The organism is Brevibacterium pigmentatum (assembly GCF_011617465.1).
GTDB lineage: Bacteria > Actinomycetota > Actinomycetes > Actinomycetales > Brevibacteriaceae > Brevibacterium > Brevibacterium pigmentatum.
In genome coordinates, this window is the sequence record NZ_CP050153.1 from 1,210,054 (window position 1) to 1,225,265 (window position 15,212).

At 59.9% G+C, this 15,212-nt stretch carries 7 protein-coding genes, 3 rRNA genes and 2 pseudogenes; 7 read left to right on the forward strand and 5 right to left on the reverse strand.

The genetic code is table 11. The features are described from left to right. Position 1 precedes the first annotated feature (1 nt). Positions 2-1,168 carry an acyl-CoA dehydrogenase family protein gene (locus GUY30_RS05425; protein WP_167194738.1) on the reverse strand — a complete coding sequence of 389 codons (1,167 nt, stop codon included), beginning with the start codon at positions 1,166-1,168 and terminating at the stop codon, positions 2-4. A gap of 121 nt (positions 1,169-1,289) precedes the next feature. Next, the gene (locus GUY30_RS05430; protein ID WP_167194741.1) at positions 1,290-1,805 is read right to left on the reverse strand and encodes a MarR family winged helix-turn-helix transcriptional regulator; all 516 of its coding nucleotides are present in this window, start codon (positions 1,803-1,805) and stop codon (positions 1,290-1,292) included. Positions 1,806-1,857: 52 nt separating this feature from the next. Between GUY30_RS05430 and GUY30_RS05435 the strand changes: the two genes are divergently transcribed. The 4 genes from GUY30_RS05435 (at position 1,858) to rrf (ending at position 8,566) form a co-directional block, all read left to right on the forward strand. After that, the gene (locus GUY30_RS05435) at positions 1,858-2,532 is read left to right on the forward strand and encodes an SOS response-associated peptidase (RefSeq protein ID WP_407645301.1); all 675 of its coding nucleotides are present in this window, start codon (positions 1,858-1,860) and stop codon (positions 2,530-2,532) included. A 676-nt stretch (positions 2,533-3,208) separates the two neighbouring features. Next, a 16S ribosomal RNA gene (locus GUY30_RS05440) occupies positions 3,209-4,733 on the forward strand. Between the two features lie 411 nt (positions 4,734-5,144). Next, positions 5,145-8,267, forward strand: a 23S ribosomal RNA gene (locus tag GUY30_RS05445). Positions 8,268-8,447: 180 nt separating this feature from the next. Beyond that, a 5S ribosomal RNA gene (gene rrf, locus GUY30_RS05450) occupies positions 8,448-8,566 on the forward strand. The 16S, 23S and 5S rRNA genes sit together here, the layout of an rRNA operon. 73 nt (positions 8,567-8,639) lie before the next feature. On the opposite strand, the gene GUY30_RS05455 is transcribed toward rrf, so the two are convergent. Further along, the gene (locus tag GUY30_RS05455; protein ID WP_228281711.1) at positions 8,640-9,353 is read right to left on the reverse strand and encodes a GNAT family N-acetyltransferase; all 714 of its coding nucleotides are present in this window, start codon (positions 9,351-9,353) and stop codon (positions 8,640-8,642) included. A gap of 126 nt (positions 9,354-9,479) precedes the next feature. Between GUY30_RS05455 and gdhA the strand changes: the two genes are divergently transcribed. Then, the gene (gene gdhA / locus GUY30_RS05460) at positions 9,480-10,826 is read left to right on the forward strand and encodes an NADP-specific glutamate dehydrogenase (RefSeq protein WP_167194746.1); all 1,347 of its coding nucleotides are present in this window, start codon (positions 9,480-9,482) and stop codon (positions 10,824-10,826) included. 236 nt (positions 10,827-11,062) lie between these two features. Here gdhA and GUY30_RS05465 read toward each other — a convergent pair whose 3' ends face one another. Further along, on the reverse strand, positions 11,063-11,578 hold the full coding sequence (locus GUY30_RS05465; protein WP_167194749.1) for a flavin reductase family protein: 516 nt from the start codon (positions 11,576-11,578) through the stop codon (positions 11,063-11,065). Between the two features lie 31 nt (positions 11,579-11,609). On the opposite strand from GUY30_RS05465, the gene GUY30_RS05470 reads away from it, so the two are divergent. Together GUY30_RS05470 and GUY30_RS05475 are read left to right on the forward strand one after the other, a co-directional pair. Then, on the forward strand, positions 11,610-11,864 hold the full coding sequence (locus GUY30_RS05470; protein WP_035320920.1) for a DUF3039 domain-containing protein: 255 nt from the start codon (positions 11,610-11,612) through the stop codon (positions 11,862-11,864). After that, a pseudogene (locus GUY30_RS05475) lies at positions 11,865-13,659 on the forward strand (DEAD/DEAH box helicase). Positions 13,660-13,860: 201 nt separating this feature from the next. Here the strand turns inward: GUY30_RS05475 and GUY30_RS05480 are convergent. After that, positions 13,861-15,179 (reverse strand): annotated as a pseudogene (locus GUY30_RS05480) (nicotinate phosphoribosyltransferase). Between the last annotated feature and the right edge of the window lie 33 nt (positions 15,180-15,212).

Consider the following 15,212-nt stretch of genomic DNA (forward strand, 5'->3'; position numbering starts at 1 on the left):
ATCAGCCCACTCCTGTGCTCTTGCGCGAGATGATCACGCGCATGATTTCGTTGGTGCCTTCCAGAATCTGGTGGACTCGCAGGTCACGCACCAGCTTCTCAATTCCATACTCTGTCAGATAGCCGTAGCCGCCGTGCAACTGGAGTGCCTTGTTTGCGACCGCGAAGCCGGTGTCAGTGGCCTTGAGCTTGGCCATGGCCGAGAGCAGAGAGGTGTTCGGATCGCCTGCGTCGTAGGCACCTGCTGCCCGCCACAGCAGGGAGCGGGCGCCTTCGAGATCGGCCTGCATCTGCGCGACTTCGAAGCGCAGAGCCTGGAAACCGGAGAGATCCGTGCCGAACGCCTGACGCTCACCCATATAGGAAATGGCCTTCTCCAGAGCGGCCTGCCCGCCGCCGAGCGAGCAGGCCCCGATGTTGAGCCGTCCGCCGTCGAGTCCGGACATTGCGATCTTGAAACCCTGGCCAGGGGCGCCGAGCAGGTTCTCCTTGGGAACACGCACGTTCTCCATGATCACCTGTCGGGTCGGCTGGGCCCGCCAGCCCATCTTCTGCTCATTGGGGCCGAAGCTCAGTCCCTCCATGCCCTTTTCGAGGATGAACGCGGAGATTCCGCGCGCTCCGTCCTGGCCGGTGCGAGCCATGACGAGGTAGGTGTCCGTGGTGCCGGCACCGGAGATGAACTGTTTGACTCCGTTGAGCACATAGTGGTCGCCGTCCTCGCGGGCCGAGGTGCGCAGGGCGGCCGCATCGGAGCCGGCATTGGGCTCGGTCAGGCAGTAGCTGCCGAGGTGCTCCATGGAGACGAGCTTCTCGAGGTACTTGGACTTCTGCTCGTCGTTGCCGAACTTGTCGATCATCCACGCGACCATATTGTGGATCGAGATATAGGCAGCGACGGAGGGGCATCCGGTCGACATCGCCTCGAAGATGAGCGCCGCATCCATCCGGCCCATTCCGGTTCCGCCGGCTTCTTCGCTGACGTAGATGCCGCCCATTCCGAGCTCGGCGGACTTCCTGATGACATCGACGGGGAAGAAGTGCTCAGCGTCCCATTCGAGAGCATGCGGGGCGACTTCGGTATCGGCGAACTCGCGCACCATCCCGGCGACGGTCTGCTGTTCGTCGGTGAGACCGAAAGGTAGGGCAGCGGCTGTACTGCGGGACATGATTCCTCCAAGAATCGGACGCGTATTCGGTGATCGACACCACGATACGTCCATATTACTTGGACATCCAACTAATTTATCGCCGAGGCGGCCCGACCGTCGGTTCCATCAGCGGGTTCGGTCAGCTGCCGGCTTCGAGGCCCGAGCGCAGCTTTTCGAGGTGGGGGAGCAGGGAATCGAGGTCGATCTCGGCGAAATCGGGGGAGGAGAAGACCTCGGCGTTGAGGGCCGTCGTCGCCTGAGCGGCGAGCGAACGACCGGCGTCGGTGAGGTCGATGAGCGTCGTGCGGCGATCATCGGGGTGACTGCGTCTGGCGACGAGTCCGGCCTTTTCGAGGCGGTCGACTGAATTGGTCGTCGAAGTCGCATGCACCTGCAGGCGGGCGGAGATCTTCGACATCGGCAGGGTTCCGGCCCTGGTGAACGACAGCAGGGTGAGGACCTCGTAGCGCGAGAAGGTCAGTTCGAAGGGTTTGAGGGCGGCGTCGACTCGGGCGAGGAACAGCTGGTGGATTCGCATCACCGAGATCACTGTCGTCATTCCGTCGGCTGCGTCATCCCACCCATGGGCCAGCCATTGCCGTCGGGACTCTTCGATCGGGTCGAAGCCCGGGACTGTATTCTCTTCTGCCGCCATTGTCGACAGTGTAGTGAAGTGAGAAGATGGGCGCATGTGCGGCCGACTCAATATGTCTCTCGATCCGGCGGATCTCGCCGATGAGCTGCGGCTGGACGTCGTCTCCTATGACTTTGCGCCGCGCTTCAATGTGCCCCCGGGGTCGTTCGTGCCGATCGTCGTCGAGCGGCTCGACGAGGATGGCCAGCTGCATCGCCGTCTCGAAACCGCCTCCTGGGGATTGGTTCCGGCATGGGCGAAAGATCCGAAGATCGGGTTCAAAGCATTCAATGCACGTTCGGAGACCGTGCTCGAGAAGCCGATGTTCCGGCAGGCCATCAAGCGTCGTCGCTGTGCCCTGCCGATCCCGGGCTACTACGAGTGGGAGAACACAGAGGACGGCAAGCAGCCGTGGATGATGACCGCCGCCGGCGAGGACCCGCTCTTCATGGCCGGTCTCTTCGAATTCTGGAAGCAGCCGGACAAGACCTGGCTGGTCTCCACGACGATACTGACCATGGAATCGGCGGGACACCTCAGCGATGTCCACCACCGCATGCCCGTGTTTCTCGGCCGCGACCAGATCAGTGACTGGATCGATCCGGGAGTGCTGACGAACGATGTGCCGAATCTGCTGGCAGCGACTCTCGGCCAAGTCGACCCCGCGAGTGTTACGCGACACAAGGTCGGCAAAGCGGTGGGCAACGTCCGCAACGATTCTCCTGAGCTCGCCGAACCCGTGGCGTAGATCTCTCTGCGTTTGACGGGAGCGATTACGCGGCTCGGCTCGGATCGTTGCGCTGAGAAATCTACTTCTACCAGGCTCAGGGCTGCCCCGGAAGGAGCGGAGCGGTCTGATCTCGAAGCGGTTCTAATGAGGATCTCGCCCGAGATCTCGGGGTTCTGACGAACGGGGGAGAGGGTGCAGGCGGAGCGATTTTGCAGCCGGGGGCAGATGTGTGTATTGTTGTCCAGGTTGCCAGGCCGCAAGGAACGGCAACAGTCGCTCTGATCGGGAACGATGCGGGCAAATTGAAGGTGAACTTCGAGTTGCACGGATCAGAACAACCATGTAGAGTAGACATCCGCTGGCACAGCGAGTCGCAAGACGAGAAGTGCACACAATGAAACTGATACCCCCAGTGAACACGCTCGTTTTTCGGGTGGTGGTGATGGGTGTGTGTTTGTGGTTTGAGAATCCAATAGCGTGTTTGTTTGAACAAGTTGTGATGCCAGAACATTTATTATTTCTGGTAAGACAATCACCTGATCGAACAGTATTTCACTCCTGGTGGGTGGTTCTTCGCCGAACCGCCAACCGTTTTGTGGGGTGAGTGTGTTTGGTCGGGATATTTTTTGATGAGCCGGTCTGTCACCCCGTGACGATCGGCTGTCTTGCCGGGATTCATTCGTAACATAATTTTTTTATGGAGAGTTTGATCCTGGCTCAGGACGAACGCTGGCTGCGTGCTTAACACATGCAAGTCGAACGCTGAAGCCCGAAGCTTGCTTCGGGTGGATGAGTGGCGAACGGGTGAGTAACACGTGAGTAACCTGCCCCTGATTTCGGGATAAGCCTGGGAAACCGGGTCTAATACCGGATACGACCACCTGACGCATGTTGGGTGGTGGAAAGTTTTTCGATCAGGGATGGGCTCGCGGCCTATCAGCTTGTTGGTGGGGTAATGGCCCACCAAGGCGACGACGGGTAGCCGGCCTGAGAGGGCGACCGGCCACACTGGGACTGAGACACGGCCCAGACTCCTACGGGAGGCAGCAGTGGGGAATATTGCACAATGGGGGAAACCCTGATGTAGCGACGCAGCGTGCGGGATGACGGCCTTCGGGTTGTAAACCGCTTTCAGCAGGGAAGAAGCGAAAGTGACGGTACCTGCAGAAGAAGTACCGGCTAACTACGTGCCAGCAGCCGCGGTAATACGTAGGGTACGAGCGTTGTCCGGAATTATTGGGCGTAAAGAGCTCGTAGGTGGTTGGTCACGTCTGCTGTGGAAACGCAACGCTTAACGTTGCGCGTGCAGTGGGTACGGGCTGACTAGAGTGCAGTAGGGGAGTCTGGAATTCCTGGTGTAGCGGTGAAATGCGCAGATATCAGGAGGAACACCGGTGGCGAAGGCGGGACTCTGGGCTGTAACTGACACTGAGGAGCGAAAGCATGGGGAGCGAACAGGATTAGATACCCTGGTAGTCCATGCCGTAAACGTTGGGCACTAGGTGTGGGGGACATTCCACGTTCTCCGCGCCGTAGCTAACGCATTAAGTGCCCCGCCTGGGGAGTACGGTCGCAAGGCTAAAACTCAAAGGAATTGACGGGGGCCCGCACAAGCGGCGGAGCATGCGGATTAATTCGATGCAACGCGAAGAACCTTACCAAGGCTTGACATACACTGGACCGTTCTGGAAACAGTTCTTCTCTTTGGAGCTGGTGTACAGGTGGTGCATGGTTGTCGTCAGCTCGTGTCGTGAGATGTTGGGTTAAGTCCCGCAACGAGCGCAACCCTCGTTCTATGTTGCCAGCACGTGATGGTGGGAACTCATAGGAGACTGCCGGGGTCAACTCGGAGGAAGGTGGGGATGACGTCAAATCATCATGCCCTTTATGTCTTGGGCTTCACGCATGCTACAATGGCTGGTACAGAGAGAGGCGAACCCGTGAGGGTGAGCGAATCCCTTAAAGCCAGTCTCAGTTCGGATCGTAGTCTGCAATTCGACTACGTGAAGTCGGAGTCGCTAGTAATCGCAGATCAGCAACGCTGCGGTGAATACGTTCCCGGGCCTTGTACACACCGCCCGTCAAGTCACGAAAGTCGGTAACACCCGAAGCCGGTGTCCCAACCCTTGTGGAGGGGGCCGTCTAAGGTGGGACTGGTGATTGGGACTAAGTCGTAACAAGGTAGCCGTACCGGAAGGTGCGGCTGGATCACCTCCTTTCTAAGGAGCACACATAAGAACCCCAACGAACCAACCGCACGTGTTGGTGTTGGGAGCTCAAGGGTGGAACATCACAACTTCTGCTCATACCTTCCAGCGTTGTCCGGTGACTGCCGTGTCGACGTTGATTGTTGTATGGGCTAGAACGAACACGTTATTGGGTCCTGGAATCACAAACCCCAACCGATTGGTTGGGTGTGGTTTCAACCAACAGGACCAACCCCGGTACCGACTGGCAGCTGTGTGTTGTCTGGTGGTGGTGGGTGTTTGGTAGTGGTTTGAGAATCGTATAGTGGACGCGAGCATCAAATAACACGAAAGTGTTGTTTATGTAATGTGATTTTTCTTGTCATCATCTAGTTAGGTGAATGAAACAATTTTTCGCGCACATGAACCGATCCCGGTGGGGTTGGGTGAGTGTGTAAGAGCGCATGGTGGATGCCTTGGCATCAGGAGCCGATGAAGGACGTGGAAATCTGCGATAAGCCTCGGGGAGCCGATAAACAGGCGTTGATCCGAGGGTGTCCGAATGGGGAAACCCCGCCACTCGTGAGGGTGGTGACCCGTGTCTGAATATATAGGGCATGTGGGGGGAACGCGGGGAAGTGAAACATCTCAGTACCCGCAGGAAGAGAAAATAACAATGATTCCGGGAGTAGTGGCGAGCGAAACTGGATGAGCCTAAACCGTGTGCGTGTCAAGCGTGCTGGTGTTGCGTACACGGTGTTGTGGGGTGTACATGGTCCGGTCCAGCATGGCCGGTCTGTGACGAGTGTTGGTGTAGTCGAACCTGGTGGGAAACAGGACCGGAGTGGGTGAGAGTCCCGTAGGCGAAACGTCAGCCAGTTGCAGTGTGTGCGTTGCCCGAGTAGCACGGAACTCGTGGAATTTCGTGTGAATCTGCCAGGACCACCTGGTAAGGCTAAATACTTCCTGATGACCGATAGCGGATTTAGTACCGTGAGGGAATGGTGAAAAGTACCCCGGGAGGGGAGTGAAAGAGTACCTGAAACCATGTGCTTACAATCCGTCAGAGCAGTATCTAGATGACTGTGATGGCGTGCCTTTTGAAGAATGAGCCTGCGAGTTAGCGGTGCGTGGCGAGGTTAACCCGTGTGGGGTAGCCGTAGCGAAAGCGAGTCCGAATAGGGCGTACCTAGTCGCGTGTCCTAGACCCGAAGCGGAGTGATCTAGCCATGGGCAGGGTGAAGCGTGTGTAAGAGCGCGTGGAGGCCCGCACCCACTTCAGTTGAAAATGGAGGGGATGACCTGTGGTTAGGGGTGAAAGGCCAATCAAACTCTGTGATAGCTGGTTCTCCCCGAAATGCATTTAGGTGCAGCGTTGCGTGGTTCTTGCTGGAGGTAGAGCTACTGGATGGCTGATGGGCCCTACCGGGTTACTGACGTCAACTAAACTCCGAATGCCAGTCAAGGTTCAGCGTGGCAGTGAGACAGTGGGGGATAAGCTTCATTGTCGAGAGGGAAACAGCCCAGACCATCAACTAAGGCCCCTAAGCGTGTGCTCAGTGGGAAAGGATGTTCAGTTGCGAAGACAACCAGGAGGTTGGCTTAGAAGCAGCCACCCTTGAAAGAGTGCGTAATAGCTCACTGGTCAAGTGATTGAGCGCCGATAATGTAGCGGGGCTAAGTACACCGCCGAAGTTGTGGCAGCACCACAAACAACCGTAATGGTGTGGTGTTGGGTAGGGGAGCGTCGAGTCGCTGGTGAAGTCATCGTGTGAACGAGTGGTGGAAGCGATTCGAGTGAGAATGCAGGCATGAGTAGCGAAAGACGGGTGAGAAACCCGTCCACCGGATGACCAAGGGTTCCAGGGCTAGGCTAATCCGCCCTGGGTAAGTCGGGACCTAAGGCGAGGCCGACAGGCGTAGTCGATGGACAACCAGTTGATATTCTGGTACCGACACACAACCGACAGTACCAAAACACACGATACTAACCCTGTGATGACCCCGTGGTGCCTGCGGGTACCTGGTTGGGTTTGAGTGGGGGACCTGAGTGTGGAGTCGGTAAGCGTGAGGTGTGACGCAGAAAGGTAGCCAGGCCGTGCGATGGTAGTCACGGTCTAAGGTTGTAGCACGTGGGGGTAGGTAAATCCGTCCCCACATTTGGTGTGAGAGCTGATGGGCGCCCCACGTTGGTGGGGTGATCTGGTGATCCTCTGCTGCCGAGAAAAGCATCGACGTGAGGGTGTGTGTTGCCCGTACCCTATAACCGACACAGGTGGTCGAGTAGAGAATACTAAGGTGATCGAGAGAATCGTGGTTAAGGAACTCGGCAAAATGCCCCCGTAACTTCGGGAGAAGGGGGACCATCCCGGTGAACCCACCATGCGTGGGGATGTGCTGGTGGTGGTCGCAGAGGCCAGAGAGAAGCGACTGTTTATTAAAAACACAGGTCCGTGCGAAGATGTAAGTCGATGTATACGGACTGACGCCTGCCCGGTGCTGGAAGGTTAAGAGGACCTGTTAACCCACTTTGTGGGTGAAGCGGAGAATTTAAGCCCCAGTAAACGGCGGTGGTAACTATAACCATCCTAAGGTAGCGAAATTCCTTGTCGGGTAAGTTCCGACCTGCACGAATGGCGTAACGACTTCTCTGCTGTCTCAACCACGAACTCGGCGAAATTGCATTACGAGTAAAGATGCTCGTTACGCGCAGCAGGACGGAAAGACCCCGAGACCTTCACTATAGTTTGGTATTGGGATTCGGTGTGGTTTGTGTAGGATAGGTGGAAGACTGGGAAGCCTCGACGCTAGTTAGGGTGGAGTCGATCGGTGAAATACCACTCTGACCATAGTGGATTCCTTAACTTCGGACCCTGATCGGGTTCAGGGACAGTGCCTGATGGGTAGTTTAACTGGGGCGGTTGCCTCCTAAAGAGTAACGGAGGCGCCCAAAGGTTCCCTCAGTCTGGTTGGCAATCAGGTGTCGAGTGTAAGTGCACAAGGGAGCTTGACTGTGAGACGGACGTGTCGAGCAGGAGCGAAAGCTGGGACTAGTGACCCGGCCATGGCTTGTGGAAGCGTGGTCGCTCAACGGATAAAAGGTACCTCGGGGATAACAGGCTGATCTTGCCCAAGAGTCCATATCGACGGCATGGTTTGGCACCTCGATGTCGGCTCGTCGCATCCTGGGGCTGGAGTCGGTCCCAAGGGTTGGGCTGTTCGCCCATTAAAGCGGTACGCGAGCTGGGTTTAGAACGTCGTGAGACAGTTCGGTCCCTATCCGCTGCGTGCGTAGGAAATTTGTGGAGGTCTGTCCTTAGTACGAGAGGACCGGGACGGACGAACCTCTGGTGTGCCAGTTGTTCCGCCAGGAGCATGGCTGGTTGGCTACGTTCGGGATGGATAACCGCTGAAAGCATCTAAGCGGGAAGCCGGCTCCGAGATGAGATTTCCAACTGACCTTGAGTCAGGGGAGGTGTCCTATAGATGATGGGGTTGATAGGCCGGGTATGGAAGCACTGTGAGGTGTGGAGTTGACTGGTACTAATACACCGATCACTCATCAACTCTTTTCATGGGGTTGGTGTGTGCGAGAAAGTGTTTTGCTCGCTGGCTAGGTTTTTAGTGATGGCTTGATTGTTCGCCCTGATGGGGTGGGCATGTTGCATGTTTGGTGTTCGCGTTCGCTGTGCGGTTCTTGGACCACTACCACCCAAACGTTGTTTGGGTGTGGTGGTTTGTTGGTTTTGCGGTGGTGATAGTGGTGGGGAAACGCCCGGTTAACCGTTCCGATCCCGGTAGCTAAGCCCATTCGCGCTGATGGTACTGCAACTTGGTGGTTGTGGGAGAGTAAGTGACTGCCGCAATATTTTTTGGGGTGATGGCCTCGTTCGATCCTTTTGGGTTGGGCGGGGCCATCACTGTATTCACCGGTTATTGCTACCTGGCGGGGGTGTTGCTACCTGGCGCGGGGTTGCTGCGCCCCCGCCAGGTAGCAATTGAGAGGAAGTTGCGGAATGGGGCGTCGCCGGTGACGTGCAGGTCGCTGTCTTCCGGCTCATAGTTCTCTGCGTTGAGAACCATGTGGTGCTCGGTGAGGACTGTGTCGTTCTGGCCGACAGTGCTGCGGTGGCCATTGGGGGAGTAGCCGAGCTTCTCCGATACTCGTCGGCTGGCATCATTGTCGGTGAAGTAGGCGGAGTCGAATCGTGTGGCACCGAAATGTCGGATGAACGTTTCGACGATGATCCGCCGCATTCTGGTGCCGTAGCCGCGGCCCTGTTCGGGCAGAGCCAACCACGAACCTGTTGAGACTGTTCTCGTCAGTGGATACCGATGCGCATTGACGCCTTGTACCCCGATGGCGCGCCCATCGACCCTGACCGTGAACTCGATCGTCCATTCATCAACGGTGAAGTTCGCCGGTGTCGACCAGTGATACTGTGCGAGGCTGCGCGCTACCTGTTCATCGGTTCCTGAATCCCAATTGACGAGGAATGCTTCGATTCCGTCTCTTCTGACGCCGCCTCGAGCGATTTGGGCGAGCTCGGGAATATCTGCTTCTCGGACAGGGGAGAGCTCCATATCCCCTGATCGCAGATGAAGTGCGAACGGCGGCCAGATCTCCGAGATGTCCATGTGCCTTGTACTCATTCTTTCCTGATCAACCGCGCCCAGATTGCGTGGGAGAGTTATATCCCACTTGAAGTGACCGGACAACGTTGTCCATTATCTGGTCGCTCGGATTGTTGTTATACGGGTCACGGTATGTTTGTGCCCATGAGTCTACATCCATCACTGCAGCCAATCTTCGACACTGTGCTCCAACGCAACCCTGGAGAGTCGGAGTTTCACCAAGCGGTACAGGAAGTTCTCTATTCCCTGGGCCCCGTCGTGGACAAGCACCCCGAATACCTGGAACTCTCAGCGCTCGAACGGCTGTGCGAGCCCGAACGCCAGATCATCTTCCGGGTTCCCTGGATCGATGACTCCGGAGAGGTGCAGATCAACCGCGCCTTCCGCGTGCAGTTCAACTCTGCTCTCGGCCCGTATAAGGGAGGCCTGCGCTTCCATCCTTCGGTGAATCTCGGCATCGTCAAGTTCCTCGGCTTCGAGCAGATCTTCAAGAACGCCATCACCGGCCTGCCCATCGGCGGCGGCAAGGGCGGAGCGGACTTCGACCCGAAGGGCCGCAGCGACCGCGAGGTCATGCGCTTCTGCCAGTCCTTCATGACGGAACTGTCCCGTCACATCGGCGAGTACCGCGATGTGCCTGCCGGTGATATCGGCGTCGGCGGTCGCGAGATCGGCTACCTCTTCGGCCAGTACAAACGAATGACGAACTCCTATGAAGCTGGTGTGCTGACCGGAAAGGGACTGTCCTACGGCGGTTCCATGGTCCGCACCGAGGCCACCGGCTTCGGCGTCGTCTACTTCCTCAAAGACATGCTCGCCGCCGCGAAGAAGAACATCGACGGACGCACCGTCTCGATCTCCGGGTCCGGAAATGTCGCCGTGTTCGCCGCAGAGAAGGTTACGGCCTTCGGCGGTACCGTCATCACAATGTCCGACTCGGCCGGCTTCATCCATGACCCGGACGGCATCGACACCGAACTCGTGAAGCGCATCAAGTTCGAAGAGCGCGGACGCATCTCCGAATACGCCGAACAGCGCGGCGGGCGCGCGACCTACCACGAGGGCGGCAACGTCTGGGACGTCGAGGTCGACGTCGCACTTCCGTGTGCGACTCAGAACGAACTCGACGGAGAATCCGCTGCGACTCTCGTCAAGAACGGCGTCATCGCCCTCGCCGAAGGTGCGAACATGCCCTGCACCCCGGAAGCTGTGAAGATCTTCTCCGAAGCCGGCGTGCTCTTTGCTCCCGGCAAGGCCGCAAACGCCGGCGGCGTTGCCACCAGTGCGCTCGAAATGCAGCAGAACGCCAGTCGCGACTCGTGGGACTTCGACTTCACCGAGGCTCGCCTGGCCGAGATCATGGGCGATGTCCACGACAGCTGCGCCGCCGCTGCCGACGAATTCGGTTCACCCGGTGACTACGTCGCCGGCGCCAACATCGCCGGCTTCATTCGTGTCTCCGAGGCGATGCTCGCCCAGGGAGTCGTGTGATCGACTGATCCATCCACGGTCGGCAGACCGGCCGGACCCTGCGTAGCAGCCCAAGGCTGACAACCAGGACCACGCGGCAGAGGCCCTGCTCCGAACGATTGAGCTTCCAAGAGAAGCACAACGGTCCGGAGCAGGGCCTCAGCCGTACCCGTAGGGCGCTGGCGAACCGGGTGGCCCCATCTTTGACGGCCAGCCTGGGCCTCACTGGAAGGACTTGTTTGAGCCCGTCGGCTCGGTCAGCGCTTGCCGATGGTCCCGTAGCCCTTGCGCCAGCGCAGCAGGGGACGGCTCGTTCCCGCATCGGCGCCGGCGCCCATGGACACCACCTCACCGACCACGATGTTGTGAGTCGCGACTTCGAGGATCTCGGTGAGTTCGAGCTCGAACCAGGCGATGGCCTCAGTGAGCACCGGTTGTCCTGCCTGCGGGGCCGGAAACGTGTCGATGCCCTTGAGTGATCCGTACAAAGGTTGACCCGAAGCGCCGAGTCGTTCGGAGATGTCGCGCTGATCGGAGTTGAGCAGCGAGATTGCAAAATGAGAGCTCGTCTCCAGGGTCTCCATCATCCGTGAGCCTGAATACACGCTGACCGCCATCGTCGGGGGATCGTACGACACGTCGAGAAACGAATCGACGGTGATCGCATGCAGCGTATTGCCCCGGGTAGCGGAGACTACGGCGACGGCCGCGGCGATGTTATCGCTGAGCTCGCGGTAGCGTTCTGTGAGGGAATCGTCGTAGGGCTGGTCCATGACTCCCATTCTAGGGAACTACAATGGGGCCATGACCATTCCAGCTTCAGGCGGTTCAGCAACGATCGAGCGCGAGCAGTCCGAGCAGCTAGTCGAGCCCGGCGACCACGAGCGCTTCAGCCACTACGCGCCCAAGGACAAGATCATGGAGTCCATGGTGACCGGGACTCCGCTGATCGCCTTGTGCGGAAAGGTGTGGGTCCCCACGCGCGACCCCGAGCGGTTCCCGATCTGCCCCAAGTGCAAAGAGATCTACGAGACGATGTCCGAAGGACCGCAGGAGTAGATGTCCGCGGATCGTCTCCCAACAGCACCAGGGACCTCCGCGGCAGAACAGCTTCCACCGGCATTCCCCGAGCGCGCAGCGTGGGGAACGGCGGGAAAGCTGCGTGCCTGGCAGGCAGAGGCTCTCGAACTCTACTTCCAGAAGCAGCCCAAGGACTTCCTCGCTGTCGCAACTCCCGGGGCAGGTAAGACCACCTTCGCTCTGCGCCTGGCGGCCGAACTGCTGGCCCAGCGGGTCGTCAACAGAGTCACCGTCGTCGCTCCCACCGAACACCTCAAGGTGCAGTGGGCCGATTCGGCGGCACGTGTGGGCATCAAACTCGACCCGCACTTCAAGAACTCCCAGGGCAAACACGCACCTGGATACCACGGAGTGGCTCTGACCTATGCTCAGGTGGCGGCCAAACCCGTTCTCCACCATAACCGGACCGCCGCAGGTCGTACCCTGGTCATCCTCGACGAGGTCCACCACGGAGGCGACGCCCTGTCGTGGGGCGACGCCGTGCGGGAGGCCTTCGGCCCCGCGGTCCGCCGCCTGTCCCTGACCGGAACCCCCTTCCGCTCGGACACGTCACCGATCCCGTTCGTCACCTACGCTCCCGACGAGAACGGCATCCGCACCTCGGTGGCGGACTATTCCTACGGCTACGGCCGTGCGCTCAAGGACTCCGTCGTCCGCCCCGTCCTCTTCCTCGCCTACGCCGGCGCCATGACCTGGCGGACCAAGGCCGGCGACGAAATGTCGCACGTCCTCGGCGAAGAGACGACGAAGGACATCAACTCGCAGGCCTGGCGCACCGCACTCGACCCGAAGGGCGACTGGATCCCGGCGGTGCTCAAGGCCGCCGATAGACGACTGACCGAAGTCCGACGCACCGTCCACGATGCCGGCGGCCTCGTCATCGCCACCGACCAGGAGGCGGCCCGCGCCTACGCCAAACGCCTGCACGAGATCACCGGAGAGAAGCCGACCGTCGTGCTCTCCGACGAGGCCGGCGCCTCGGAGCGGATCGAACAGTTCCAGAACTCCACCGACCGGTGGATGGTCGCCGTGCGGATGGTTTCCGAAGGCGTCGACGTTCCCCGACTGTGTGTCGGCGTCTACGCGACCTCCTCGTCGACGCCCCTGTTCTTCGCGCAGGCGATCGGACGCTTTGTGCGTGCCCGCAAACGCGGCGAGACCGCCTCGGTGTTCCTGCCCTCGGTGCCGGTGCTGCTGGCCCTGGCGAACTCGATGGAAGCCGAACGCGACCATGCCCTCGACCGACCGAAGAACGAGGACGAGAACGATGTCGTCGTCTTCGACGATGAGGCCATGGAGCAGGCGAATCGAAACGAGGGTGCCTCGTCGGACCAGCTCGGTTCCTTCGAAGCGCTCGGCGCCGAAGCCCTGTTCGACCGCGTCCTCTACGACGGCGGTGAATTCGGCACCGGCGGAGCCATCGGCTCCGAGGATGAACTCGACTTCATCGGCATCCCCGGCCTGCTCGAACCCGATCAGGTGCGTGAGCTGCTGAGCACTCAGCAGGCGCGGCAGGCCAAGCGCAAGACCGCGGCGGCGCCGCCGGCACCCGAAGTCGAGACGAGCGAGCTCGAGCACCGCGCGATGAAGGAAGAGCGCAATCAGCTCCAGAGCCTCGTCGGCGCCTGGTCGAGACGTACCGGGCACACCGCACCAGAACGTCCACGTCGAACTGCGCAAGGCGTGCGGGGGACCGGCCGTCGCCCAAGCTACCCGTGAGCAGATCCAGGCCCGGATCAAGAAGCTGCAGGGCTGGTTCATCGGCAAGAAGTGAGACCCGGGCGCCGGCAGGAGAGACTCACCGGCTGTGTGATCAGCGAAGCCGCCGAGGCAGACAGTGCGTCAGCCTCGGCGGCTTCGTTCGCGATCGGACGGGTGGGCGATGGGGCGGGTGCGGGATGGGGCGCGGTCAGTTATAAGCGAGCTCGATCCGGACCCTGGAGACCGCCCAATGGGCCAGGTCGCCGGGTGCGTATCAGGCGGAATAGAACACGGTGGGAATAGCCGGCTCGCCGTCCTGCAGACGCCTGGCCGAACGCGGCAGCTCCGCCAACGATTCGTCATGTCGGGCACAGGCCTTCTTCACACCCGCAGCACCGATGAACGTCTCATCGACCTCACGTCGAGAACGAGATCGACGCTCAGCCGGCGCCCCTCACCGAGGTCATCGGGCAGAGACGGAATGCCGACGGCTTCCTCCACCGCGATCGGACCGTCGATGAGACGCAGCGCCTCTTTGTGTCCGCCGCGTGACGGTTTGCCGGAGGAATGCTTGGCCACCGAGGTCCACTCGCCGGACTCATCGGCGCGAGCCACGAGCTTGTACACCAGCCCGGCGGCCGGGGCACCCGAACCGGTGACCACACGGGTGCCGACACCATAGGAGTCGACGGGAGACGCCGCCAGTGCGGCGATCGCATACTCGTCGAGATCGCTCGTGACGGTGATCGTCGTATCGCGTGCGCCGAGGCGGTCCAAGCTCTCGCGCACCTCACTGGCCTGTTCGATGAGGTCACCCGAATCGATGCGCACACCGCCGAGTTTCGGACCGGCCAGTTCGATCGCCGTGGTCAGTGCCTCCTCGACGTCGTAGGTGTCCAAGAGCAGAGTCGTATCGGTGCCCAGCGACTTCAGCTGGGCGGCGAAAGCCTCGCGCTCGGAATCGTGGAGGAGAGTGAACGAATGGGCGGAGGTGCCGATCGTGCGCAGACCGTACTGCAGACCGGCCGCCAGGTTCGATGTCGATGCGAAACCGCCGATGACAGCCGCCCGAGCCGCGGCCACGGCCGCATGCTCGTTGGTGCGTCGTCCGCCCATCTCCGCGCAGGGCCGGTCGCCGGCCGCCTGAGCCATCCGAGACGCCGCCGAGGCGACTGCGCAGTCATAGTTCATGGCCGAGAGGATGAGGGTCTCGAGGATGACGCCCTCGGCGAACGTCGATTCGATCGTGAGCAGCGGTGATCCCGGGAAGTAGATCTCCCCTTCCGCATAGCCGCGGATATTGCCGGAGAACCGATAGTTCGCCAACCAGTCGATGGTGCGCGAATCGACGATGTTCTCCCTGCTGAGGAACGAGAGCTCGGCGTCGTCGAAGCGGAAGTCGCGGATCATCTCGAGGATCCGACCGGTGCCGGCGACGACACCGTAGCGGCGACCTGCGGGAAGACTGCGGCCGAAGACTTCGAAGAGGCTCTTGCGGTGAGCGGCGCCGGATTCCAAGGCCGCCTGCACCATCGTCAATTCGTACTGATCCGTGAAGAACGCCGTCGAATCGGTCCGTGTGAGATCACTCATAGGCGCGATCTTACGTCACGACAGCGTCAGTGT